The sequence below is a fragment of the Leptothoe sp. ISB3NOV94-8A genome (assembly GCF_043421595.1).
GTDB classification, from domain to species: domain Bacteria; phylum Cyanobacteriota; class Cyanobacteriia; order Phormidesmidales; family Phormidesmidaceae; genus Leptothoe; species Leptothoe turfae.
In genome coordinates this window covers 6,060,731-6,086,500 of the sequence record NZ_JAXSQW010000001.1, presented here as the reverse complement: position 1 = coordinate 6,086,500, position 25,770 = coordinate 6,060,731, and the positions used below count along the sequence as shown (strand labels likewise).

Genomic DNA, 25,770 nt, shown 5'->3' with positions numbered 1-25,770 from the left:
GGTGTAGTAGACAGCCGTTGCAACCGACGTGCCGCAACTAGGTCAAGGAAATTTTTTCGCCTGTAAGTTTATCCATAGAATCTTACAGTTAATCTCGATATTATTGAGATCGACTACAGTATTCCCACCTGACTAAAGGATGACAGCGTCTGATTAATGCTCTTCCTTTCTTTTTGGCAAAATCACGGACATCGTTAACAACATAACTGTAACAATATCCGTGAATATAATGGGGCCATGAGATATTTTCGACCCGTTATTACAACAGCCACTGGCCATCAGCCTAGCCCCTACCGATCCCCCAACCAATCCATCATCAAGCTCAATAGCAATGAAAACCCCTATCCCCCCTCGCCAAATGCACTGAAACGTCTAAACACGTTTGATGGGGAATGGTTACGCCGTTACCCCGATCCCTATTCGCAAGAATTCTGTCATGCAGCGGCAGCGGCGTTAGGCATTCCTTCAGATTGGATTATCGTTGGCAACGGCTGTGATGATCTGCTCAATATATTGATGAGGGCCTGTATAGATGAGACACGAACGGTTGTTTATCCAACGCCCACCTATAGCCTTTATCGCACTTTGGCCCAGATCTGTGGCGCTCAGATTATTGAAATCACCTACGATACACAATTCTCTCTACCACTGGAGAAAATTGTGCAAGCCGATGGAGCTCTCACGCTCATAGCGTCACCCAATAGTCCATCGGGCCATCGGATTCCCATGGCTGAGCTCCGGCAGTTAGCCACCACCATTCAGGGGCTATTAGTGATTGATGAAGCCTATGTGGACTTCGCAGAAGAATCGGCGTTAAGTCTGACGCAAACCCATGGGAATGTTCTGGTACTGCGAACCCTGTCTAAAGGCTATAGCCTGGCAGGACTACGATTTGGCTTTGGCATCGCTCAACCTGCATTACTCGCAGGTTTATTTAAGGTGAAAGATAGCTATGGAGTAGATGCGATCGCAAATTGTGCTGCTGCCGCCGCCATTGCCGATCAGACCTATAAAAATCAGTGTGTAAACCAAATCAAATTAGATCGACAGCACCTCACCTTAGCCCTACGCAAGCTAGGCTTCCAGGTGCCACCATCCCATGGCAACTTCGTCCTGGCCACCCATCCAGAAGCGCCAAGGCTCCATGACGCCCTTAGGGAGCATGATATTTGGGTACGCCACTACCCCCAAGCCCATTTAACCAACAAGCTTCGGATTACAGTGGGCACACCAGAGCAGAATCAGCGGCTTTTACAGGTGCTAACAAACTTACTATAAGCAGTCAGCAGGGGATGAGGAGTTCCCAAAACGAAAGCCGAGAATACTCCACCTTTGGACAATGTAAAGCATTAACACAATTAGATACATTAATGGATGAAACTAAACCCTAGAGCAACACTGAGAACCATGCATCCTTCACAGAGAGCATAAGCATCTTGAGCGAGAAGCGTATCTTATCTGGGCTAGCTTAGCGGGAATCCCAGTGTCTCTAAATATCCTGTCACACAAGTCTCCTAAGTTCTTTTACTTAGGAGACTTTTTTATAACCCAAACAACCATTGTCAAACGCCACTCGATACCCTACAACAAGACAAAACAAACATATATTTACGATCTGTTCACTTTAGATAGAATTAAGGCGCTTGCGCTTAAATGATCACCCTCTTACCCCATCACTCATCCACCCATCTACAGCTCCAACATAGGTCTTTATTTTTGTGCAGCCCCCTAACTCGTGCCTGTAAGCAGTCCTAAAGAGACTTTATCCATACCGTAAATCTCACCACATTGAACTCTCTTCAGGATCTCTTCCCATTGCACTAACACTGCACTAACACTTAGAAGACACGATCCCAAAAAAGCAAAAAACTAGTATTTCTATCAGGCTTCACATAAACCAACCAGTAAAATCGTTCGAAATCTAAAATCCTCCTTAACCCTTAGGCTAAGCAAGAATAAAACAAGTTAAATTGCAAACAACACTAAATCACGGAGAAGCATTGAACATCTAAACCAAGGAAGTTTTCCTACAGAACCTCCCAATCTAGAGGTTGCTTTTCTGACTCAGCTCAGAAGATCAAACCGAGAGTAAGTTTGGGTATTCAATCTCTCCGAAATATCCTGTCACACCATCTCCTGAGCTTTTTGCCTGGGAGATGTTTTATTGCTTGGGTCTAAAGCGTCTTGGGTACTCTCTTTCAACAATTCCATAAATGCAAACACGGGTGGCGGTAAGAGGGCATCAGCAAGTGTGGCCACACAAATGATGCGATAAATCGGTTCTGGCAAACTGCACACCTGCACACCAGGGGGAATAGGTTCAGCAGCAAGTCGGGGACTAATGGCTGCGCCTAGACCTTTGGCTACCATATTCACGATGGTGGCATCAGACCGAATTTGATACGTGGGCGTTAACTCCACACCATACTGGCGGCCATGGTTGATGACCATGGCATCACAGCTATCACCGTCAGGTGCCATAATCAGCGGATAGGTCGTTAAGGTTTCCCAGGTAAGGGGCTCGGGTAATGCAGTATCCGGGGGGAACAGCACCACAAACTCATCCTGGGTCAGTTCTGAGGCTTCTAGATCTGGAGCATGGGGTAAGTAGGTAATTCCCACATCTGCCTTACCCTTGCGCAAATCAGATTCAACATCAGGACGGTCATCGTATTCGGCAATGGTGATTGCGATCGCAGGATACCGCTGACAATATTGCGCAATCACCTCCGGCAAAATATGGGTAGCTGCACTGCGAAAGGCCGCAATCCGCAATTGCCCCCCCTCAAACCCCTTAGCCAGGTTGGCTTGCTGATAAATATCCTCAATTAAATGCAGCACATGGCGGGCGCGCTCGATAATCTGCTGCCCCACGGGTGTGGGCACGGCTCCGTAGCGTCCACGGGAAAACAGCACTACCCCCAGATCCTCTTCCAAGGTAGCAATGGCATAGCTTACAGCTGACTGCGATAGCTGCAGCTGTAGGGCTGCCTCACTAAAACTACCGCCATCAGCCACAGCAATTAGCACTCGCAGTTGCGAAGGTTTGAGTTGCCCCAGGCGATCCTGTCCCATGATGTGCGTAAAAAGTGACCCACACCATTGTGACAAGTTCTTGGCCATTAACCTATGGAATCGACTGATGGCATCTATGGAGTGGTTTTATGTCAAGGCAAATGGATACCCCGTAGGGGCTGGCCTTGTGCCTACCCTGGGACAAGAGGCGACGGCAAAGCAGGGCAACCATAAGGGATTGCCCCTACGGATATTGCTATTTTTCTAGGTTAAAGAGCAGTTTCTTTTCGTCATCAGTGAATGGCTTCGGGGCCGGATTCACAATCTTTGCCCGCCCATAGGCGCGCTGTACAGCAGGTAGAGCAGCAATTGCCTCAAACCAACGTTTTAGATGGGGAAAATCATGGAGGTCTTGCCCCTGTTTGGCATAGGGGACAATCCACGGATAGATCGCCATGTCAGCAATAGAGTAAGCGCCAGCAACATACTCGCGTTCGACCAGACGCTGATTTAGCACTCCATATAGCCGCGCTGTTTCTTTGACATAGCGATTAATGGCATAGGGAATTTTCTCAGGGGCATAGCCAGAGAAATGATGATTTTGCCCCAGCATGGGCCCCAGACCACCCATCTGCCAATAGAGCCACTGCAACACCTCGGCTCTAGCTCGTAAGTCCGCAGGTAAAAACTGGCCCGTTTTTTCTGATAAATATTGCAGAATTGCCCCTGACTCAAACAGGCTAATGGGTTCACCACCGTCCGTAGGAGCCTGGTCGACAATGGCCGGGATCCGATTATTAGGCGCAATCTTAAGAAACTCAGGCTGAAACTGCTCACCTTTGCCAATGTTAATGGGGTGAATTGTGTAAGGTATGTTTGCTTCTTCGAGGAAAATCGTGATCTTGTGGCCGTTGGGCGTCGTCCAATAATAGAGGTCGATCATGATTAACTACTTTGTACGAAAATCTTGAACTATTCTAGCGTAGGTTTCAAGATTGGGCGTAAACTGTTGAAAATTCTCAATTACCATGGATAACTCACGACGCATCCAGTTCACGACTTCCATCGGAGACGCGTTACGAACGACTTCGCTCAGTTGGCTGAATGTGGCAGGATAAAGCAGTTGCATAGGTGAGCAGAGAGCATGGCCCTGTCCAAGGAAGAATCAAAACAGCTATTAGAACGCATTATTTTTGAAGAAACAGCCCCAAAAGATTGGGTGCAAGATGTATGGGGTCTAAGCCCAATGCACGGCGACGAAGCAGCCAAACTGTTAGATATATTCGATGCCCTGATTGAATGCTGTTCTGAGGAGAAGCTAGAGAATTTAGTCCAGGGTCTGATTCGATCTCAGGCGGAGGTATAGCATGGGCATCTGGGATGTTGATCGCTTCTTTTCTATTATTGAGGAGTTAGTCCTTTGCCATTCCCCCAGTGGCGTTGAAGGAGAGATAAATCAGTATATTCAGAAGTGGCTGGACAATCTTGGTGTTGAACATTGGCACGATGAAGCCGACAACATTGTGATTAAAATCCCAGGTCGTACTAGTAATGGGGCGATTGCTGTTACTGCCCATAAAGATGAGATTGGTGCTCTTGTTAAAGGCATTGAGTCTGGGGGCAGGCTACAGGTCAGACGTTTAGGTGGAGCCTATCCCTGGGTTTATGGTGAAGGTGTAGTCGATCTGCTCGGCGATAAGGAGACTATCTCAGGTATCCTTAGCTTTGGGTCTCGCCATGTTTCCCATGAGTCTCCCCACAAATCTCAGCAAGAAGGTAAAGCAGTACGCTGGGAGACAGCCTGGGTAGAGACTAAACTCTCAACCCCAGAATTGGTGAGGGCTGGAATTCGCCCTGGAACACGGATGGTGGTGGGCAAACATCGTAAGCGTCCGTTTCGTTTAGGGAATCATATTGCCAGTTATACCTTAGACAACAAAGCATCGGTCGCTATTTTGTTAGGTTTGGCAGAGCGGGTCAAAAACCCTCCGGTAGATGTATATCTGGTGGCCTCTGCCAAAGAAGAAGTCGGTGCGATCGGGGCCCTATTCTTCAGTCAACGACAGAAGTTGAGTCGGCTGATTGCGTTGGAAATTTGTCCCCTATCCCAGGAATACCCAATTGTTGATGGTCCCAGGCCTGTTTTGTTCGCCCAAGATAGCTACGGTCTCTATGACGAAGGACTGAATCAGGAGTTGATCTCAGCGGCGTCCACTGTCAGAATTCAGCTTCAACAGGCAGTGATTTCTCAATTTGGTAGTGATGCATCAATTGCGATGAAGTTTGGCCATGTGCCGAAGGGAGCTTGTTTGAGTTTTCCGACGCAGAATACCCACGGATATGAGATTGCTGATTTGGGTGCGATCGCAAACTGCCTCACTGTCCTCACTGCATACTTAAACAACGGTGTTCAATCATGCAGCCACAACGGATAGGAGCCGCCTCAGCCCAAGACTCAGAGCGACTAAACTAAGCTTTATCACCCCACGTTACACTGACAAAAGTAGTCAACCAGGAATGAGGTATGCAATTAACCGGCAACGAGAATCTGGCTAATCGCACCTGCTGGGTGTTCGACATGGATGGCACATTGACCCTTGGTATCCACAATTTTGAAGCGATTCGAGCAACCTTAGAACTACCGGTAGGCACACCCATTCTGGAATCATTACGTCAGTTGCCCCCAGATATTGCCGCCGTTAAATATAAACAGTTACGAGAGATTGAGTTAGACCTAGCAAGTCAAGCCACTGCACAGCCTGGAGCCCATGAACTATTAGAACTGCTCATTAGCCAAGGCAAACAAATTGGCATTCTTACCCGAAACGGCAAAGATATTGCCCATGAGACCCTCGATGCTTGCGGTTTGATGGATTTTTTTGAACCCGCCCTCGTACTCAGTCGCGACTGTCATGCACCAAAACCAGAACCCGATGGCATTTTAGCGCTATTGGATACTTGGGAGGCTCCATCCACTGCAGCCGTGATGGTGGGAGATTATAAGTTTGACCTGATGGCGGGGCAGCGAGCGGGTACAGCAACGGTCTACATTGACACCGATGGCGAGTTTATGTGGTCAGAGTATGCAGATTATGGGGTGCGATCGCTAAAGGCTGTGGTTGATTGGCTAGACACACCTCAGCCGGTCAATTTCTAATCAGACACTTAGCCCATGCATAACACTAGTGAACAACAGAACGAATTTACTCCCCTCTAATTTGCTCCCCATTTTGCAAGCATACCCTGGATTTGTTCTAGGGCATAGGGTTTACTAATATAGTCATCCATGCCAGCTGCAAAACAAGCCGCTTGATCCTCCTGCCGGACATTAGCGGTTGCTGCAATAATCTTTGGGCGATCTTCACCCCATTTTTCAATGATTTGCTCAGTTGCTTCCAAGCCATCTATTTCAGGCATTTGAAGATCCATGAAAATAATGTCATAGTGCTGACGTTCTAAAGCCTCTAAAACTTCCAATCCATTAGCCGCTAGATCACCCGAATAATCTAACTTCGCCAAAATCCGTAACACCACCATTTGATTTACAGGGTTATCCTCAGCTACTAGAATCCTGAGGGGCGGGCGGTTTCCAGAACCATTGCCAGATACATGGGCCTCAGATAAAGAGTTAGCATCTTGGGAGAAAGGTTTCGCAGTGCTATCACAATTATTTTGTTGTTTTTCAGAATATTGTTGAGAGTTCTGTTGAGCTTTAACAAGGTCAGTTACAGCATTCCACAAGTTTGCATGCTTAATGGGTTTAGTTAACCAAGCATCGAATAGCTCTTCTTTATCATGGGGTTTGCTAACAGCGCCCAACATAATACAAGGCAAGGGAAAATCAAGTTGAAGCGAGCGAATCTGCTGAACAAGTTCCAAGCCATCCATACCTGGCATCTGGACATCGATAATAGCTAAATCAAACTGTTGGCCTCGTTTTAGGCTACCTAAAGCAGCTTGAGCCGATGGCACAGTGTCTGGTTTTAGTCCCCATTGACTGCACTGTTCTGCCAGCACCGCACAACTCGCATGACTATCATCAACAATCAAAACACGGCATGCTTGCAGAACTGGAACTTGAGGGTTTAGATGCAGCTGTGATTGTGCGTCTGCTAATCGAGTTTGCATGGAGAAATAAAAGGTTGAACCTTGTCCCACATCACTGGCGACCCAAATTTCACCTCCCATTAAGGTTACTAAGCGTTTACAAATAGCCAGCCCTAGGCCAGTCCCCCCATATTTTCGGGTCGTAGAATTATCAACTTGAGAAAAGTCCTTAAAGAGTTTAGGAATTCCATCGATCGGAATGCCAATACCGGTATCTTTAACGAAGAATTCCAGGATTATAGGAAATTCAGGTTGGATAGTTTCCAGTGTTTTTGAGTCTATTGTTTTTGAGTTTAGTGGTTCAGACTGCCTCAGTCTCACTGAAATCAGAACCTCTCCTTTCTCTGTAAACTTAATAGCATTACTAACTAAATTCATTAAAATTTGACGTAGCCGATTCAAATCACCTTGAATGCACAGGGGAACATCACTGGCAATTTGATATAACAAATCTAAATTTTTCTCTAAAGCTTCACTGGCAAAAAGATCTAGAACATCTTCGATACAGTGCCTGAGTTCAAAGGAAGATTCCTCGAGAACCATGTAGCCTGATTCAATTTTAGAGAAGTCGAGAATATCGTTAATAACGCCCAGTAAGCTATCACTACTATTCTGAATAATATCGACATACTCTTGCTGCTCAAAACTTAAATCAGTATTTAACAGTAAGCTCGTGGTACCAATGACTCCATTCATCGGTGTTCGAATTTCGTGACTCATGTTGGCCAGAAATTGAGACTTAGCCTGGCTAGCGATTTCTGCTTTTTTCTTCTCTTCACGAATTGTCTCAAACTGGCTCTGAATTTGAGTGGACATTGCTTTAAAGTTTTGAGCTAAAGCCCCAACTTCATCATTTCCCTCGGGAAGTTCTCCCAAATACTGAAAATGACCTATCGCCATCTCATTCATGGCGTTTTTTAATTGTTTCAGACGAATAAGTAATGATTGGGCGCTACGAATCTGTAGCAAAGTGAAGGTAATCAGTAAAATAAAGACAATGGTAAATACTAAAACTGTTTGCAAACTAGAAATCTGCCGTTGGGACTGGAGCTGTTCGGTTGTCAAATCGAGTAAATCATTGACTTCCTGCTGGCTGTTAGAAATATTAGGGGCAATTCGATCAAATTGCAGAGAGGCTTCAGCCGTAGAAAGCTCCAACTCTAACGTACTGTACATTAGTTCAACAACTAGCTCTCGATATTGTTGAACTTCATCCAACAAAAATGACTCGAAGGTGACAGGACCTATAAATTCAGACCTGATGATGGCTTGTTCCAGGTCTGTAACTTGATTAACTAGCCGATCTGACAGACGCATATCTAGGGTGCTGATGAAGTCTCGCTCATAAAGTTGCATTCGAAAGAACTTGGAAATCAAAACCTGTTTATCAGAAACATCGAGTTCTGCTTGAATGCGATCTTTAACCGTTTGGAGTTCAGTTAACGTTCCTGTGCCATCAGTAGCAGCAATACGAGACTGAATTTCTAAGGTTTGATTAACCGATTGCTCATACTTATCAACAATCACTAAAAACGTTTCAAGGGAATCGATAATCTTATCATGGTCATTCTCTTGACAAATTTCTATCAAGTCATATGCAATCTGCCTTGTCCGATCAAGGTGATCCGTAAACTTAGAGGAGGCTGAAAGATCTTGAACCTGATTAACCTGGACCTCATCCAATCGAGCCATGAGCATTGATGATTCCATCTGATTCAAGTTCTCTTTAATCGAAAGAAGTTGCTCCTGTTTTTGAATTAGAGCATTATGTTGAGCCCGATCTTGAAAATCCAGAAATGCCAAAGTTGCAGTAGCTGCCAAGGCAACCACTGCAAAGGAAGAAAAGTTAGAGAGGAACTGCAGTCTTTTGCGAATCATAAAACCGAGCCGACCAGGTTTGGTTTAAAGCTCCTCTGGAGATTTGAACTGAATAGTGGGCCAGTTAGCAGCAACTTTCTGAAGGTTACCCGTACTATCTAGTAAGAACTTCTGCTGCACATCCTCATTGAGGAAAACATATAAGCGAGACTTAATCACAGACCACACCTGCGGATCACCATCAAACTTCTTTCGCAGGACAATACCAAACGTGCAGTAACCGCCATTGGCAGGCGCATATTTTTCAGGTTCACGGCTAAATAGATCTCGATTCTCAGCAGTTGCAAAGTACCAGGTTGCATCATGCCAGACGAGGCTGTAACTATCCTGGCCTTTTACTGGCCCACTTTCCGTAAAGTAAGAAACTGGATCATAGCCCCGCAAAGCAATGCCCTTCTCATCCAGGTTCATATGAACCAGATTATGCGCAGCTTGAACTAGCCCAGTTTGAGGAGCAGCCTCAGGTTGAGAGGTGGTCTCAGGTTGGGAGGTGGCCTCAGGTTGAGAGGTGGCCTCAGGTTGAGGGTCAGCCTCAGGTTGAGGGGCAATCTCCTGGAAGGTGGACGTATCGGACACCCTAGCATCAGGTCTGCAGCTACTTATACCAATTACCAACATCCCCACCCCTAAAAGAGCTGGAATGGATGAGGTGATAACGTTGACGGCTTGTTTTCTAATCATAAAGAGTCCTGCACGCTAGCTTTTGATCGTTGCTCATTCGAGAAGTAGCGAGAATATGATTTTCCTAACTGCATACTCCAGTTTAGCCGTTGGATTGGGCAAATAACCTTTGAGCAGGCTACTACGCTACGCAAATGTGCTGAGCGCGGATTGGCATACGTTAGACCAAATGCTGCATAGATCTGTCAACCGAGATAAAGTGTACCCCTCCTTTATACAGAGCTATATGCTGTAAATCAGCAATACAGTAACGAGCTTATTCTTATATTGAGACTCCGATAAAGTAATCGTTTAGAGCGCACATCTTCTGCTGTGGATTCGTAGATGAAATCACCCACACTTATGAAGTTTTGAGAAGCCAAGATAGTGACAAGGGAGCAGGGGGTGGAGTTTATTCAATGGGATTGAGACTTCCCATATATCGGGACTGAAGGGCTCAGGCTGTTCACTTACCTCAGCTAGCAAAATATTTTGTTGTTTTGCAAGACTAATCAACGCAAACGATAAGTTTATACAGGATGGCTGTTATGCCTATAGTAAAGCCATGAAGAGGCAGTATCTTTAGCCAAGGTTGTCGGGCGATACGCTGGGTGAGTACTATGCTCAGTAACGCTCCAAATATTAGGCTAACGCCTTGCAAAAAAGCAATTACAGCTGGATGTGCTACGACTACAGGCCCAGTGCTTGCCAAGCCAAAACTGGCTAAGGAAACGGGGATAATACGCCCTGCCTCAGTTAGGCCAAGAGAAAGATAATGGGCCAGACTGCCCAATAGAACGATGGGTAGCCAGCCATAGGCAACTTGAATAAACGGGCGGGCTTTCAGGCGAGGTTGAATGAGATGGGTGAGTTTATGAGTGGCCCAGGCCATGGGCCATGGAGCAAAGAGCAGCAGGGTGGTTGCGATCGCATGTCCCCCAAATCCCTCAACCCGATGCGCCACGCCTAACAGCTCTGCCACTGCCGGTAGCCGATGCACAAAAACCGCTCCCCACAGCAATAACAGCAGTGCCACCTCATGGTGCGCAGGCGTGTGCGTGGTCCATAACTCAATGCCAGGGGGGCGTAGATTAAACTCCACCGACCGATGGGGACATGCTTTTAGACAGGTCATACACAGCACACAGTTTCGATTATCCACTAGCTGAGCTGGATGAGAATAGACTGGACAGCCACCAGTCTCTTGCCCTTCTCCTTTAGCTGGTCCACCTTTGTAACATTGATAGGTGTTACAGGTGGCTGAACAAATACCTGTTTGCCCCCGCAATTCTGTCATAGAGAGTTTCGCAAATAGTCCGTTCATGCCACCAATGGGGCACAGGTAACGGCACCAAAAACGCCGCTCAAAGAGTGCGGAACAAATCATGGCCCCAGCCGTGATAATCAGCAATAGCCAGGCAGAGAGATAGGCCGTGTTTTCTAAATTCCATAGTTCTTCCCAGATCAAAATGGCGGCAAAGCCTGCATATAAAATCCAGCCTCCCCAGCGCTCTGCCCACTGCCTTGGCCATTCCCCAAGCTGTCTGGGCCATAGCCATAGAGAGAGTTTTTGAGTAATTTCTCCATAGATCATAAAGGGGCAAACAGCACACCAAAGACGACCCACAAAAGGAAATAACAACAAAATTAATGGCCACCACCAGGCCCAAAAGAAATTCAGGGCAATATTGGCATCACGGGTTTGGGGACCGAAGAATAATAAAGCGACCACTAACCCATAGAACCAGCTGGTAAAACCAAAATTGATGCGATCAGGCCACCAGGGACTACGTAGGAACTGCCGTAATTTTGGATAAGCGTTGAGTAAATTCAGACGAAATCGATTGGGTTGTTCACTGGCGGACCAAAAGACTTCTTCATTCAGGCGAGGAGCACATTCTGCCTGTTCAATGGCCCGTTGCACTAGGCTATCTAGTTCCTTGAGATTGCTAGGGAAATCATAGCTTTGTAAACGACGCAATGCTTCGGGGGTCAGCCTAGGCTTACGGATTCCGCGTTTTCGACAGTAGAGCTGAATGTAGTAGTTGATTTGGGCTTCTATGTCGGCTTTTCTCACCCGGAGGGGAGGGACTTTCACCTGTTGAGGAGACAGGTTTGCAAAGGGTGTGAGACTCTTTTCTGAGATCATCATGATCCAGGCAGCACTCTCCTTGACTGCTGATGGTGCATTGCCTGGCTGAGTAGTGGGTTGATACTGGCCTGTTTTGATCAATCTCAGAATAGCGGGGCGTAGTTCAGGATCTAGATCCTGAATGTTGTTCAGCAATAGGGTGCCCTGGTCTAACCAGTCCAACAGTCCTGGACGACTCTCGCCTTTACCAAATAGCTCAATGGCCCGCAAGGTTTTGCAATTCACCTTAATCATGGGTTCTTGTTTGTAGTGAGACCCAAAATGGATTAGGGCAGCCAGGTTATCTTTTTCTAATCCTGGCTCACCAAAAATAAGCACTGGGTCGCGCCGTCCGTGGTCATCGGCCATCACACTTGCTGCTGTACGCACGGATTGCCGTAGACGTTGGGCATAGCGACTAGCGCCGACCACGCCCCGGCTGACCTTGGGTACTAAGTAGGGGCGTAGTTCTTGTTGGCGCTCTTGTTCGTAAAGTAGCTGGGCAGACAGCTGTTCAACTTCTTCAGCCAATAGTTCGGAGAGCTGTTGGCTGAGACTTGGATGTTCGGAGGCGATCTGCCTTAGTTTGTCAGCAGATAGCTGCCACAGCTCACAATCTTCGAGGGTAATGATGGTGTAATCGGTGGGCTGCTCTAGCAGGATTTCTTGTAAGTGTAAAACTACCCCCGGCAACAGCTCTACAATCTGGGCCATAGACGTCCGCTGGCTACGGTAGCGTTCTAAATGACCGGCTTTCAGAATATAGAGGGCATCGGCTTGGGTATCTTCGAGAATAAGACGACGGTTGGCTTGGATAGAGAGCGGGGTTAGGTTGGTTGCGATCGCAACCAAAACCTCCTCTGGCAATACCTTGAGGCATGTGGCCTGCCGCAGCCAGTTAACCCGCGTTGCCACCTCAGCCATCTCAGTCGCATACTCCGCCATGATTGATGCACCCTGACTATTCAGATGGTTTGGATGATGACACAATCACCCGCCACACCACAAATAGTAAAAAACTTAGATAAGTAATCGTAAATACCCAGTTCTGCCAACTATCGCCTGCTTGAATAACGTCTATATCCATCATATTTATTTACTTATAAGCCAATGGTGTAAGCGGGAATTATCATATGACCTTTGGGTATCGATTAGCATACAAAACAGGGTAGATACAGAGAAAAGGCTGACAGTTGACTCCGCAAAAGTGTCTTTGGCGCAACAAAACTCTCCATTTATCGCACTGTTGAACCATGGTTCTCTTGTGATTGAATGCTATTAACCTTTTGGTGTGGCTCAACAGCAGCCTCACATACGCGACGAGATTTATGTTGTAGCTTCGGCACGGGTGAGTTTATCAACGACCCATCTCGCCATAGAGTTGAGCCAGGAGAGGTTTTATTCGTACCAGCCGGTAGGAAGCATCGAGTTGAGTTTTTTCAGAAGACTTTGGTACATGGGTATTTTTCCATGGCCCTGGAGGTGTTGAAAGACCATTGGTTGAGTAGTCGAGTTGTTGCCAACTAGTGCAGTTCAGCACTAGTTGGCATCCTCCAATAGATAGTGCGATTTTGCTAACCAAGTCGAGTTGATTTCTATAAGTTATAAGTGAGGATCTGCTCAAAAAGTTTTGGTAAACCGTACGGTAACGAACGATAAACGATTGAAGTAGTCGCTAGGATCAATTAACCCGGCCCCATTGACAGGCTGTTCATTATGCTGAGCAAAAACCTAAAACCTACTGATAATCAAGACGCATGGCTACAAAAGCCCCTTAAAACGCTTAACCGTCGCACATTACAAGTCTCCCATCCCCACTGGAGTGATAGTGAACTAAATCAAGCTATTTTGATGCTTGATCTTAAGCAAGACAACCCTTATGGCGATTTGGGTGTAATTCTGACATAAATTTGCCGGTCTAGCGCAAAATCACTCCTGAGGAAATCTATAGGCCTGGATGTAAAAGATTTTTTATCAAGCCTTCCTCACAAGTCGTCCAGGCAACGATTCTGGCCCGAATTTCTGTGTTAAGGTGACCCTGGATGAGCAGTCAACTGCGGCTAGTCAGTTCGTCTATACCTATCTGGGTGCCAGCTGTCTAAGTGTTACTCTCGTCAGTTTTTCATCTTAATTGTTTGGAGAAGGTCCATGTCCATTTATGTAGGGAATATCGCCTACACGGTTTCGCAGGAAGATATTCAGGAAGTATTCGCAGATTACGGTACCGTTAAGCGAGTAACTGTTCCTATGGATCGCGAAACCGGTCGTCCTCGCGGATTTGCATTTGTAGAAATGTCTGCGGATGCCGAAGAAGACGCTGCTATCGAGGCCCTTGATGGAGCTGAATGGCTCGGTCGTGAGATTCGTGTCAATAAAGCACGCCCTCGGGAGGAAAGACCAAAGCGCTAACCCTGGCCCATTCTATTTAATTCAAGGTTTATCAGAAGTGCCACATTTCTGTTACAAATGTGGCACTTCTTGGTGTGGCTTTATTGCCAAAAATACGTACCCAAAAATACTGCGGCTGTTCCTCCAAAAAGTACCGCCCAAATCAACCATTCTGTTGGAGTAATGCGTTTAGGATCAAACTTAAACCGATTGGTTTGAGGCCGTTTTTGAGGTACTTTTCCATATTTAGGATCTTGTTCTTTTCTGCGTTTGGCTTCTCCCATGGGGTACTCCCTTTGTTAAATTAGCTTTGCCTGTAACTCGTCTTCTTTTACCCGGAAGCCTACTAATACAGCCTGATCATCTTTGACAAATAGAGGCCGCTTGAGAAGCATGGCGTCTTCCGTAAAGGCGTCTATCCACTGAGCATCACTCCAGGTTTTCTTTTCTTCTCCTAAGGCGCGATAGGACATGCCGGATGTATTACGCATCGGCTTAGCAGTTAGTGTCGTCACCCAGTCGGTAATTTGCTCACGACCAGGGGGATGCTCTTTAGTATTGATAAACTCATAGTCAACACCGTTAGCATCGAGCCATGTCAAGGCTTTTTTACAGGTGCCGCAGTTGGGAATGCCGTAAACCTGGAGCGCCATAGTTACTTCAGTTCTGTGATTTGCTTACGGATGTTAGCATTTTCCAATTCAGGTGTTGACCATGGGTTTTAGATTAATTATTGGTAATAAAAACTATTCTTCCTGGTCTTTACGGGCCTGGCTATTTTTGACTGAAAGTGGTCTGGCGTTTGAAGAGGTTCGCCTGCCGCTGTTTACAGAGGCCTGGCAGCAAATTAGTCAATACAGTCCGGCAAGACGGGTACCTGTACTGATGGATGGAGCAATTGCGGTTTGGGACAGTAGTGCCATCTATGGCTATGTGCGATCTCAACATCCCAGGGCCATTGGTTGGCCCACAGACCAAAAGGCCCAGGCCATCGCTCGCTCCATTGCGGCTGAAATGCACAGCGGTTTTTTCGGTATTCGAGAACAGCTGCCGCAAAACGTTCGTGCGCGGGTGCCTGTGGAGCGCGCCAATCTACAGACATCCACCCAACAGGAAATCAGTCGCGTTGAGCAAATGTGGACCCAAGCCTATGACACCTATGGTGGACCCTGGCTATTTGGCGATTTTTCCATCGCAGATGTGGTCTATGCCCCTGTGGCCCTCAGATTCGTCACCTATGAAATCCAGCTAATGCCTACGGCCAGGGCGTTTGTAGATGCAGTAAAGGCATTGCCCTCTATCCAAGCTTGGGCGAAGGCATCTGCTGCAGAATCAGAAGCAATAAGCTTTATTGATCAACTACACATTGCTGACGATAGTGAATAAACTAGGGTCATACCTGATGTGCCTTTTGCACAGCTATATAAGGTAGAGTGATTATTTTTTACAGAATCACAATCTTTGCTGTAGATCCGTTGCATTATTGAGGCGGTAAGCTACGATTAGGAAATTCGTTAGATTGCTGGGGCATGAATAAGCTCATGGCTACTTTTATGAAGTGAGTCTAGTTGATTCGTATCGTTCCAGCAACGGCATTGTCCATTTAGTCCTGTCGCGTTCTAAGTAAAGAGGGAAAGACTTATCGTACAGAAACATCGAATCAACCGTCAGATCAAAGCTCCGCAAGTATTGCTGATTGACCACGAAAACAATAATCGTGGCTTGACCGATACTAGAGATGCGCTCAAGCTGGCTGAAGAAGTAGAGCTGGATCTAGTTCTAGTCTCTGAAAGTAAGCAGGCCCCTGTGGCTAAGATATTGGACTATGGTAAGTTTCAATATCAGCAGAAAAAGCGCCAAAAGCAGAGTGCACGCACCACCGTTAAAGAGGTAAAATTTCGCCCTAACGTTGGTGAATCTGACTATCAACTGCGTATCAACCAAGCGACTCAGTGGTTGGGCAAAGGAGATTCTGTTAAGTTCCGCGTCCGTTTGAGAGGACGGGAACATCAGCACCGCGACCGGGCACTGGAACTGCTGGAACGCATTGTTAAAGATCTTAAAGAAACTGGCAAGATCCAATCTTTTGATCGGCGTGCGCTTGTTTTACAGCTCATGCCAGCATAACCAGCTATTAGCTTTTTAACTGGTTTAAAGCTCTAAGTCATTGTTCCCACGGTAATGACTTAGAGCTTTTCGTGTTGACTAACCATGGTTTCAATGTCTTCAGCGGCCAGTTTTATGGCATCAGAGCTGAGGTTGGTGGTAACCGGATAATGATGCCTACCTAGCTGGGTGTATATCGTAATAGTGACTTGCTCTAATGTTTGGTCACTGGGAACTAAGTGGGGTAGCAGATGAGAAGATACTTGAGTTAACACATCCAGCAAACTTGATCGATAGGCCTGTAGCGTAAAAATTCCGGGTTCCCATTGAGCAATGTCATCAGGACCAAGATTCTCCGATTGGGTGGTGAAACGTTTGATCTGGTTAATGGCAGGATGGGCCATCAGGGTTAAAAAAAGCTGCGAAGTAATGTTATCTGTGGCCGTCGGTAGACAGCTGGCAAAGTCAAACGTTAACCATAAAAAACGTAAAGGTCTTGGTGACTCGCTCGTATTCTGTTGTGTGGTCACAGGGTGGTCCTTTTGCATGGGTGCTTTATGATACCAGGGTTGTGCGGGGAGTAGGGAGTGCAGAAGTGGGGGACGAGCTAAGACAATCTGAGAGACCTGTAAAAACAAAACTGACATTGCTGATCCTCAGGATGACTTTAGCTGGGAGACACCTTCAAATAGCAATGGATCTAGCCCGGTGCATCTCCTAAATCATCAACCGAAAAAACCATCCCTGATCAAGAGGGATGGTCCGACAAGATTTTTGTATTATCTCCTTTGGTCATCTTGCAAGGAAATACGAGACTAATTTTTAAGCAGTAACTAGCTCTTTTTCAAGTTCCAATAATCGCTCTACTCGTTTATCGGTAGATGGATGGGTGGAAAACAATCCGCTAAACATTTGTTTGGGGACAGCGTGCATAATCATCAAAGGCTCATAGGCTGGGTTGCCGGTCATGGGCATTTGTCTAGCACTGGCTTCAAGACGCTTGAGGGCGTTGGCAAGGGCGCGGGGATTACCCGTAAGTTGTGCGGCACCGGCATCGGCTGAAAATTCGCGAGTGCGGCTAATGCCTAGCTGGATAACGGTTGCGGCCATGGGAGCCAGGAAAAGTGTGGCCATGAGGGCAATGGGATTAGGACCGTCGTCGTCATTAGATCCCCCCATGCCACCAAACCACATGGAGTATTGCAGCATCTGGGCTAGAAATGAGATCGCACCGGCAATGGTTGCAGCCACAGCCTGGGTGAGGGTGTCACGATTCATAATATGGCTCAGCTCGTGGGCAATCACCCCTTCTAGCTCATCAGCGGGGAGCATTTCCATAATGCCCTGGGTAACAGCTACAGCAGCATGCTCAGGATCGCGCCCCGTGGCAAAGGCGTTGGCTGACTGGGTGGGTAGCAGGTAAACCCCGGGCATCGGAATATCAGCCTTTTTCGCTAGTTTTTCTACCATGGCGTGCAGTTGAGGTGATTCTTCTCGACTGACGGGTTGAGCACCGTGGGCAGCTAGGGCAATCTTATCGGAGTAGAACCATGAGCCTAGGTTGGTCATGGCTGCAATCAGGATGCCAAAGATGACGCCACCTGTACCACCAATTGTGTAGTAGCTAATACTGATCAACAGAGCGCTAAGAACACTCAGCAATGCAAGAGTTTTAAACTGATTCATACTATCTCAACCCTTTGATTTCGCCATTACGCTTATAGTACTGAGAAAAGTAGAGGCTAGACAGGGATGGCAATCCGAACCTATGACCGAACAGTTGCTGATGAACCGTAATAAGAAGTATGGAAGTTGTAGATAAATCTACGGTTGTAGGTAAATCTACACATGGGTGGGGCATCTAAATTTAGTTGATTACTGTAGGGAGTTTTGATTTGTGATTAATCGATGGGGAACGGCAGCGATCGCATTAGCTTTTTTCGCCACACCTCTGGCTGCCCAAGAGCCATCGTTAGAAAAGTCAGAACAGATTGAAGAGTCTGCCCCTGCAGTGCCAGATCGGTCAGAAGGTGTGCCTGTAATCTTGGAATCTCCCCTTGAAGGGTCTGAAGCGATGCCCGTTGGGAAACCTGAGTCGGAGGAGACAATTGACGAGTTTGAGATTGAATCAGCCATTGATGTCACTGAATTAAGGGCGTCCCTAGAAGAGCTGCTGCCAACCTCTGCCTCAGCGCCACCCATCATCGCAAATATTCTGCCTGTAGACACGCCGGCAGCCATTATTGTCAATACTCGCGACGATGCTTGGTCTGCCCTCAAGCAATATACGCTGTTTGCACAGCTGAGTGAGGCCTTTGGTGTGGAGCCGAGCCCCCAGGCTCTGCCATTGTTACCGTTGGGGATGAACTATGCCGAAGATGTGCAACCCTGGGTTGGAGATAGCGTTGCGATCGCACTGCTACCCATACCTAGTGTTCGCACCATCAACCCGGTAGAACGGATGGTCACCATTTTGCCCATCGAAGATGCCGCCGCCTTTATCGACTTCATTCCCACCCTGGCCGAAGCCCGCACCGCTTTACCCGAAAAGCATTCCTACAGAACGTTTCCGATTTGGCTCTGGCCCGATGAGTTTGTTCCCTACGACTACTCCTGGGATGACTTTCCTGAAGAGATTGAACCAGAGGAGTTTCCAGCACCAGTCGAATTCAACTCTGCTGATCTGGCCTCCCCTAATGCAGCCCTCCGCAGCTATCGCCAACCCGAACCTCCCTACATTTATATTCCTGACGGGACCTATTCAGAGGACGGCTACACCATTCCTGGCTATGCCGTTGCCCACCTGGGGAATTACATTGTTGCCGCCGAGACTATTGACAGCCTGCGTCAGTGGATTGAATATCAAACCCAAGATGGTCCTAAGCTCACTAGCAATCCAAGTTTTGCGAAGACCCAAAGCCACCCTCAAGCACAGAACAGTTTAGCCATCATATATGGCAATGTCGGTCAGTTGCTGAGCTTTGAGTTTAGTAATCCGTTTCAAGACTTTGGTCTACCACCAATTCCCCAACCCAGCCTGAGTGAGCGGGCGGCCATGTCTAACCTGTTTAGCAATGTCACCTTTGATGCCTTGATTTATCCTGAGGACAAAGGCATACACCTAGAAGCTCATCTTTATACCAAAGGTGTACTACCAGATTTACCTCCCTCTCCCAATGCCGATCACTCTATCTTGGGACTGATCCCTGCAGCCACCTATTTCATGGGCAGTGGCTACGATATCAGCGGCTTTTGGAATGATGTGTCGTCAGCTTTTTCTCTAAATGAGATGACAAGCGGCCTGATTGAAACAGCCCGCTCCATTGTTGCCCTGGCAACAGGGCTAGACCTCGATACCGACATTTTGGGATGGATGGATGGAGAATACAGTATTTTTCTGTTCCCCAGCCAATCGGGGTTGTTGAATTCATTTTTTCCAGGTTTGGGCCTAGAAGCGGGCGTCTTGTTAGAAACCAGTAACCGTCCGGCGGCTGAAATAGCCTTAGCCGCCTTAGATGATGTGGCTGGCGAAGATGTCGCACTATCTACAGAAATTGCAGATCACGCGACAACCAATTGGCTATACGACATTAATGGCGATAGTCAGCGGGAAAGCGTGCTAACGCATACATGGATTAATGACGATACCCTGGCCTTTACCAGTGGTAACGGTGCCATGGAACGATTGGTCATGCCAGCAGGGTTTCATGCCCTCAGTCGCCACAGCACCTTTCAAAACGCTACTTCCACGTTTCCCACACCCAACAATGGATACCTGTATGTCAATGCCAGTTCTACACTCGCATTTTTCTACAACCTATTTGGCTTTAACCAGGCAACTGACCCTTGGGCTGCCGATATCCGCGGCTACTTTGGTACAGTTCGGAGCCTTAGCTTGAGCACCTCTAGCAGCACACAACAGTTTCAGATTGATGCTTTGCTAGGGTTGGCTGCCAGTGACCCACCGGCAGCCGGAGCAGAGGAAGAGAGTGCTGAAGACATCGAGACGACAGAAGAGACTGCTGACGAGGCCGAGACGACAGAAGAGACTGAAGCAAATGGGGAGGAATAAGTTAAAAGAGTTTACAGACCTGATTTTACCTTTTCATAACAAAACTGCTGCTGGCGTATCGTGACGTTACACCAGCAGCTCAACTAAACTCACAGACCTAAACCTTAACACTCTTCCCTAATAGCTCTCATCACCGTCAACATCTTTTAGCGCTAACAGATGATTAGCTTGTTGTAATCGCTCTGCAATATTTTGACGCAGAGTTTCATCAACCTTAGGATCAGCTAAGACTGCCTGCGCTAGCTGTCGATATCGAGCACTGGTGACTACATCAACCCGTTCTAAATCATTCAAGTTCTCATAGATGGTTTTTGGAGAAGGCTTTTCCATGAGACTCCTTATATAGTTACTATTGCTAATCTGGTTACTATTGCTGATCTTATAGTCAACAACACCATTGTGTTGCAAGGGGGCAAAGTTCAATAGGAGAACGTCGCTAGAGCAAAGAAAACAACACAAATTGCATTATTTCGTATCAAAACTTAAACCTTTAAATGAGTGGTATGCGCTATGCCTCCTGAAAACCTTACAGAGGTCTCAAAAGCTGATTAAATCGACGTTTTGTCAAACTGTTACAGTTGACGTACCATGTCACGTGTAACAATTTGACAGTTTTATTAAGGAACTGGGTCAAATTGCTTTTCTCGTTAGAGAATTAAAGCTCCTCTTGAATTGCCTTGGGCAATGGTGATGCAGCTGCTTGTGTCACGATTGACGAGCCCTGCAAGCTAAGTTTCTCTAGCTGCCCTTGGGAATTCTTGTCAATACTTGCGCGTTTGTCAAAATACACTTCTATGACTAGTCACCAATTGCCTCCCAAGCAGGGTCTGTACGATCCTCAATTTGAGCACGATGCGTGCGGAGTCGGCTTTGTTGTGCAAATAAAAGGACTAGCCTCCCACGAGATTGTGCAGCAGGGGTTACAAATTCTCTGCAATTTGGAACATCGTGGAGCGTGTGGTAGCGAAGTAAATACAGGGGATGGAGCCGGTATTCTAGTGCAGCTGCCCCACCGCTTTTTACAGAAGGTGGTTACAGCGGAAGGCTTTACGTTACCTGAGGCTGGGCAATACGGTGCAGGGATAATTTTTACGTCGCCAGACCCACAGGTGAGAGCTGAGAGTCGGCAACGATTTGAGTCGGTGGCGGCTCAAATGGGCCAAAAGGTTTTAGGCTGGCGCGATATTCCGACAGACAATAGCACCCTGGGTGCAACAGCGCAGGCTAGTGAGCCTTTCATGCAGCAGGTGTTTATTCAACGTTCAGCAGACCTGGAAGACGATCTGGCGTTCGAAAGAAAACTCTATGTCATTCGCAAGATTGCTTACAATGCCATTGGCAAGTCAGGGCATGATACCTACTGGTATCCGACTAGTTTGTCATGCCGCACGATGGTTTATAAGGGAATGTTGACACCACCCCAGGTGAGAGACTTTTTCCCAGATCTAAGCGATCCCGATTTTGAAAGCGCTCTGGCTCTTGTGCATTCTCGCTTTAGTACCAACACCTTCCCCAGTTGGGAGCGGTCTCACCCTTATCGATACATTGCTCACAACGGTGAGATCAATACCCTGCGCGGCAACATTAACTGGATGGTGGCCCGGCAGTCCATGTTTGAATCAGAATTTTTTGGTGATGACATGGCCAAAGTCAAGCCGGTCATTAATATCAACGGTAGTGACTCAACCATTTTTGATAATGCTTTAGAGCTGCTGGTTTTGTCAGGAAGATCATTGCCCCATGCAGTGATGATGATGATCCCTGAACCGTGGACCGGGCATGAATCCATGGACGATGCTAGCAAAGCATTTTATGAATACCATGCATGTTTGATGGAGCCTTGGGATGGTCCGGCATCGGTGGCATTTACCGATGGCTCGATGATTGGCGCGGTGCTTGATCGTAACGGTCTGCGACCTTCTCGTTATTACGTCACCAAAGATGACCGAGTCATTATGGCCTCAGAAGCCGGGGTGCTACCTGTGGAGCCGGAGCAGATCCTTGAGAAAGGACGGCTACAGCCGGGTCGCATGTTCTTGGTCGACATGGCGGCTGGTCGGATTATCGGCGACGAGGAACTTAAGGCAGAGATTGTTAACGCCCAGCCTTACCGCCAGTGGTTGAATCAACATCAGGTCAGCCTGGAAAAGCTGCCTGCTCAGACGCCACGGGCTGAAATCGCTGGAGGCACGCTGCGACAGCGGCAGATGGCATTTGGTTATACGTTTGAAGAGCTGCGCATGCTCCTGACACCAATGGCTCAGAATGGTGTCGAGGCGATTGGTTCCATGGGAACTGATACGCCCCTAGCAGTGCTCTCAGATCGGCCCAAGCTATTGTATGACTATTTTCAACAACTGTTTGCCCAGGTCACCAATCCTCCCATCGACTCTATTCGAGAAGCAATCATCACGTCGGCGGTGACCACACTAGGTTCGGAGCGTAATTTGCTAGATCCGCAACCTGAGAGCTGCCGATTAATTCAGCTGAAGACTCCGGTAATTAGCAATGGTGATTTGGCTAAGCTGCAAAATATTGATGAATCTGGGTTTGCTGCCCTAACCCTACCGATTTTGTTTGATCCTCAGACAGGGGTGAAAGGGTTAGAGACAGCGATGGAAGAGATTTGTGCTCGGGTAGATGATGCGATCGCAACCGGCACTAACCTGATTATCCTGTCTGATCGTGGCATGGACGCTAGACATGCGCCGATCCCAGCACTGCTTGCCGTTTCCGGTCTGCACCATCATCTGATCCGAACAGGGACACGCACTCGCGTTGGCATTATTCTCGAATCCGGTGAACCTCGGGAAGTGCACCATTTTGCCGTTCTCCTGGGTTATGGCTGTAGTGCCATCAACCCTTACCTTGCCTTTGAAACCATTGAAGGCATGATTGCTGATGGCATGCTCATGAGCATTACCCCCAAGGATGCCTACAAAAACTACATCAAAGCAGTTACCAAAGGCACTATCAAAATTGCCTCAAAGATTGGTATTTCCACATTGCAGAGCTATCGAGGGGCTCAAATTTTTGAAGCCATTGGTCTCAACCACAGCGTCATTAATAAATACTTTACCTGGACCGCCTCCCGCATTGAGGGTATTGGACTGGATGTAATTGCCCAAGAAGCAATTATGCGTCACGGCCATGGCTTTGCCGAGCGCGGTGATATTCCGATTCTAGATGTGGGTGGTGACTATCAATGGCGTAAAGAGGGTGAAGCGCATCTGTTTAATCCAGATACCATCCACACGCTGCAGCAAGCGGTGCGCTCAGGTGATTACGAAACCTATAAGCACTATGCGAACTTGGTCAATGACCAGAGCAAACAGCACTTTACCCTGCGGGGGCTATTGGACTTCGAGCCACGTCAGCCCATTCCCATTGAAGAAGTAGAACCCATTGAAGCCATTACCCGCCGGTTCAAAACTGGGGCGATGAGCTACGGCTCCATTTCTAAGGAAGCCCATGAATCCCTGGCCATAGCCATGAACCGCGTGGGAGGTAAATCCAATACCGGTGAAGGAGGCGAAGATCCCGAACGGTTTACCTGGACTAATGAGCAAGGCGACTCTAAAAACAGTGCCATTAAACAGGTGGCATCGGGACGCTTTGGTGTAACCAGTCTCTATCTCTCCCAAGCAAAAGAGATCCAGATCAAAATGGCCCAGGGTGCAAAACCTGGAGAAGGGGGTCAGCTACCTGGACGCAAAGTATATCCCTGGATTGCCAAGGTCCGTCACTCCACGCCCGGTGTGGGTCTGATTTCTCCGCCCCCCCACCACGATATTTACTCCATTGAGGATTTGGCTGAGCTGATCCACGACTTGAAGAATGCTAATCGTGCAGCCCGCATTAACGTCAAACTCGTTTCTGAAGTGGGTGTGGGCACCATTGCGGCAGGTGTGGCTAAAGCCCATGCCGATGTCGTCCTGATCTCCGGCTTTGATGGTGGTACGGGGGCCTCTCCTCAAACCTCCATTAAACATGCAGGCTTACCCTGGGAGTTAGGACTCGCAGAGACCCATCAGACATTGGTGCTAAACAATCTGCGTAGCCGCATTGTTGTTGAAACCGATGGGCAGATGAAAACTGGCCGCGATGTGGTGATGGCCGCATTGTTGGGTGCAGAAGAGTTTGGTTTCTCCACAGCACCGTTGGTCTCATTGGGCTGCATCATGATGCGGGTGTGCCAGAAAAACACGTGCCCAGCCGGGATCGCGACCCAAGACCCCCGCTTACGTAAAAGCTTTGTGGGTGATCCTGACCATGTGGTGAACTTTATGCAGTTTATCGCCCAGGATGTGCGAGAGATTATGGCTGAGCTGGGTGTACGCACCTTTGATGAGCTGGTGGGTCATACCGACTGGTTAGCTGTGCAGGCTGCTGTTAACCATTGGAAGGCGAAGGGCGTAGATCTCTCCAAGATTTTGGAACAACCTCAAGTTGATGACAGTGTAGGGCGTTATTGCCAGATTCCCCAAGACCATGGCCTGGATAAGTCATTGGATATCACCACTCTGTTGGATTTATGTAAGCCTGCCATTGAGACTGGTGAAAAAGTCAGTGCTACATTGCCCATTTGCAATATCAACCGTGTAGTCGGGACCATTCTCGGCAATGAGATTACTAAGAAACATTGGGAAGGTTTGTCAGAAGATACCGTGCATCTGACCTTCCAGGGTAGTGCTGGCCAGAGTTTTGGAGCTTTTGTTCCTGCTGGTGTCACCCTGAAGCTGGAAGGAGACGGTAACGATTACTTAGGCAAAGGTCTGAGTGGTGGCAAGATTGTTGTCTATCCACCAAAAGCGTCTACATTTGTGCCTGAGGAGAACATTATTATTGGTAACGTAGCCTTTTATGGCGCTACCGGTGGTGAGGCTTACATTTATGGCATGGCTGGGGAGCGCTTCTGTGTGCGCAACTCAGGTGTACATGCAGTGGTAGAAGCGGTTGGTGACCATGGCTGCGAATATATGACGGGAGGTAAGGTGGTCGTGTTAGGCACCACTGGACGCAACTTTGCAGCGGGTATGAGTGGTGGCATAGCCTATGTGCTGGATGAAGCCGGAGACTTTGCCACCCGGTGTAACACTGAGATGGTGGACTTAGAACGTCTGAAGGAGGCAGAAGAGATTGCTGATCTCCGCGAGATGATTGAAAAACACCACCGCTATACCGGCAGTCATAAAGCAAAAACAGTCATCGACCATTGGGAAAGTGTCTTGCCGAAGTTTGTCAGAGTGATCCCTCGTGACTATAAGCGCGTGATTCAGTCTCTGCAGCAGGCGTTGCAAGATGGTCTGAGCGGTGATGATGCGCTCTCGGCTGCATTTGAAGCGAACATCAAAGATGTTGCACGAGTTGCTGGTAACTAGCCAGTACTTCGTAATGTTGGCTTAAATTTGAC

The 25,770-nt window shown here is 47.6% G+C and carries 24 protein-coding genes; 12 read left to right on the top strand and 12 right to left on the bottom strand.

Annotated features, from left to right (window positions below; translation table 11 throughout):
* The first annotated feature begins 237 nt into the window (after positions 1–237).
* Positions 238–1,278, top strand: coding sequence for a histidinol-phosphate transaminase (gene hisC / locus SPB21_RS26115; protein WP_499868047.1), 1,041 nt, complete (start codon positions 238–240; stop codon positions 1,276–1,278).
* Between the two features lie 846 nt (positions 1,279–2,124).
* Here the strand turns inward: hisC and SPB21_RS26110 are convergent.
* On the bottom strand, positions 2,125–3,075 hold the full coding sequence (locus SPB21_RS26110) for a LysR family transcriptional regulator (RefSeq protein WP_163660970.1): 951 nt from the start codon (positions 3,073–3,075) through the stop codon (positions 2,125–2,127).
* Here SPB21_RS26110 and SPB21_RS26105 point away from each other — a divergent pair.
* Complete coding sequence (locus tag SPB21_RS26105; RefSeq protein WP_499868046.1) at positions 3,074–3,283, top strand: hypothetical protein; 210 nt, start codon at positions 3,074–3,076, stop codon at positions 3,281–3,283. The genes SPB21_RS26110 and SPB21_RS26105 overlap by 2 nt on opposite strands.
* Here SPB21_RS26105 and SPB21_RS26100 read toward each other — a convergent pair.
* The gene (locus SPB21_RS26100) at positions 3,272–3,958 is read right to left on the bottom strand and encodes a glutathione S-transferase N-terminal domain-containing protein (protein ID WP_499868045.1); all 687 of its coding nucleotides are present in this window, start codon (positions 3,956–3,958) and stop codon (positions 3,272–3,274) included. The genes SPB21_RS26105 and SPB21_RS26100 overlap by 12 nt on opposite strands.
* Positions 3,959–3,964: 6 nt before the next feature.
* Positions 3,965–4,144 (bottom strand): hypothetical protein, encoded by a 180-nt coding sequence (locus tag SPB21_RS26095; RefSeq protein WP_499868044.1) that lies wholly within the window; start codon positions 4,142–4,144, stop codon positions 3,965–3,967.
* Between the two features lie 15 nt (positions 4,145–4,159).
* Between SPB21_RS26095 and SPB21_RS26090 the strand changes: the two genes are divergently transcribed.
* The 3 genes from SPB21_RS26090 (at position 4,160) to SPB21_RS26080 (ending at position 6,172) form a co-directional block, all read left to right on the top strand.
* Entirely contained in the window at positions 4,160–4,381 is a 222-nt protein-coding gene (locus tag SPB21_RS26090; protein ID WP_163660979.1) for a hypothetical protein, read from the top strand.
* Position 4,382: 1 nt separating this feature from the next.
* Positions 4,383–5,450 carry a M42 family metallopeptidase gene (locus SPB21_RS26085; protein ID WP_163697424.1) on the top strand — a complete coding sequence of 356 codons (1,068 nt, stop codon included), beginning with the start codon at positions 4,383–4,385 and terminating at the stop codon, positions 5,448–5,450.
* Between the two features lie 89 nt (positions 5,451–5,539).
* Positions 5,540–6,172, top strand: coding sequence for an HAD family hydrolase (locus SPB21_RS26080; RefSeq protein WP_163660984.1), 633 nt, complete (start codon positions 5,540–5,542; stop codon positions 6,170–6,172).
* Between the two features lie 56 nt (positions 6,173–6,228).
* Here SPB21_RS26080 and SPB21_RS26075 read toward each other — a convergent pair whose 3' ends face one another.
* From SPB21_RS26075 to SPB21_RS26060, 4 genes are all read right to left on the bottom strand, one after another.
* Complete coding sequence (locus SPB21_RS26075) at positions 6,229–9,000, bottom strand: response regulator (protein WP_163697428.1); 2,772 nt, start codon at positions 8,998–9,000, stop codon at positions 6,229–6,231.
* 24 nt (positions 9,001–9,024) lie between these two features.
* Positions 9,025–9,681, bottom strand: a complete 657-nt coding sequence (locus SPB21_RS26070; protein WP_499868043.1) for a YHS domain-containing (seleno)protein — start codon at positions 9,679–9,681, stop codon at positions 9,025–9,027.
* Positions 9,682–10,168: 487 nt separating this feature from the next.
* On the bottom strand, positions 10,169–12,736 hold the full coding sequence (locus SPB21_RS26065; protein ID WP_499868042.1) for a cyclic nucleotide-binding domain-containing protein: 2,568 nt from the start codon (positions 12,734–12,736) through the stop codon (positions 10,169–10,171).
* 16 nt (positions 12,737–12,752) lie between these two features.
* Complete coding sequence (locus SPB21_RS26060) at positions 12,753–12,881, bottom strand: hypothetical protein (RefSeq protein ID WP_006517383.1); 129 nt, start codon at positions 12,879–12,881, stop codon at positions 12,753–12,755.
* Positions 12,882–13,063: 182 nt separating this feature from the next.
* Between SPB21_RS26060 and SPB21_RS26055 the strand changes: the two genes are divergently transcribed.
* From SPB21_RS26055 to rbp, 3 genes are all read left to right on the top strand, one after another.
* Positions 13,064–13,318, top strand: coding sequence for a cupin domain-containing protein (locus tag SPB21_RS26055; protein WP_499868041.1), 255 nt, complete (start codon positions 13,064–13,066; stop codon positions 13,316–13,318).
* A gap of 189 nt (positions 13,319–13,507) precedes the next feature.
* Positions 13,508–13,699, top strand: a complete 192-nt coding sequence (locus SPB21_RS26050) for a hypothetical protein (RefSeq protein WP_163660993.1) — start codon at positions 13,508–13,510, stop codon at positions 13,697–13,699.
* A 240-nt stretch (positions 13,700–13,939) separates the two neighbouring features.
* On the top strand, positions 13,940–14,200 hold the full coding sequence (gene rbp, locus SPB21_RS26045; RefSeq protein ID WP_006517380.1) for an RNA-binding regulator: 261 nt from the start codon (positions 13,940–13,942) through the stop codon (positions 14,198–14,200).
* A gap of 80 nt (positions 14,201–14,280) precedes the next feature.
* On the opposite strand, the gene SPB21_RS26040 is transcribed toward rbp, so the two are convergent.
* The gene (locus SPB21_RS26040; protein ID WP_006517379.1) at positions 14,281–14,463 is read right to left on the bottom strand and encodes a hypothetical protein; all 183 of its coding nucleotides are present in this window, start codon (positions 14,461–14,463) and stop codon (positions 14,281–14,283) included.
* Between the two features lie 15 nt (positions 14,464–14,478).
* Positions 14,479–14,832, bottom strand: coding sequence for a Spx/MgsR family RNA polymerase-binding regulatory protein (locus tag SPB21_RS26035; RefSeq protein WP_499868040.1), 354 nt, complete (start codon positions 14,830–14,832; stop codon positions 14,479–14,481).
* A gap of 61 nt (positions 14,833–14,893) precedes the next feature.
* Between SPB21_RS26035 and SPB21_RS26030 the strand changes: the two genes are divergently transcribed.
* Both SPB21_RS26030 and infC read left to right on the top strand, forming a co-directional pair.
* Positions 14,894–15,565 carry a glutathione S-transferase family protein gene (locus SPB21_RS26030; RefSeq protein WP_163697434.1) on the top strand — a complete coding sequence of 224 codons (672 nt, stop codon included), beginning with the start codon at positions 14,894–14,896 and terminating at the stop codon, positions 15,563–15,565.
* Positions 15,566–15,820: 255 nt separating this feature from the next.
* Positions 15,821–16,306 carry a translation initiation factor IF-3 gene (infC, locus tag SPB21_RS26025; RefSeq protein ID WP_083876980.1) on the top strand — a complete coding sequence of 162 codons (486 nt, stop codon included), beginning with the start codon at positions 15,821–15,823 and terminating at the stop codon, positions 16,304–16,306.
* Between the two features lie 59 nt (positions 16,307–16,365).
* On the opposite strand, the gene SPB21_RS26020 is transcribed toward infC, so the two are convergent.
* On the bottom strand, positions 16,366–16,833 hold the full coding sequence (locus tag SPB21_RS26020) for a hypothetical protein (RefSeq protein ID WP_499868039.1): 468 nt from the start codon (positions 16,831–16,833) through the stop codon (positions 16,366–16,368).
* A 274-nt stretch (positions 16,834–17,107) separates the two neighbouring features.
* Positions 17,108–17,971 carry a M48 family metalloprotease gene (locus SPB21_RS26015; RefSeq protein WP_163661001.1) on the bottom strand — a complete coding sequence of 288 codons (864 nt, stop codon included), beginning with the start codon at positions 17,969–17,971 and terminating at the stop codon, positions 17,108–17,110.
* A 211-nt stretch (positions 17,972–18,182) separates the two neighbouring features.
* Between SPB21_RS26015 and SPB21_RS26010 the strand changes: the two genes are divergently transcribed.
* A complete protein-coding gene (locus SPB21_RS26010; RefSeq protein ID WP_499868038.1) occupies positions 18,183–20,357 on the top strand; it encodes a DUF3352 domain-containing protein in 2,175 nt (724 codons plus the stop codon).
* A gap of 117 nt (positions 20,358–20,474) precedes the next feature.
* Here the strand turns inward: SPB21_RS26010 and SPB21_RS26005 are convergent, their stop codons facing one another.
* Positions 20,475–20,687, bottom strand: coding sequence for a hypothetical protein (locus SPB21_RS26005; protein ID WP_006517372.1), 213 nt, complete (start codon positions 20,685–20,687; stop codon positions 20,475–20,477).
* A gap of 464 nt (positions 20,688–21,151) precedes the next feature.
* Here SPB21_RS26005 and gltB point away from each other — a divergent pair, with 464 nt between their 5' ends.
* A complete protein-coding gene (gene gltB / locus SPB21_RS26000; protein WP_499868037.1) occupies positions 21,152–25,738 on the top strand; it encodes a glutamate synthase large subunit in 4,587 nt (1,528 codons plus the stop codon).
* The last annotated feature ends 32 nt before the right edge of the window (positions 25,739–25,770 follow it).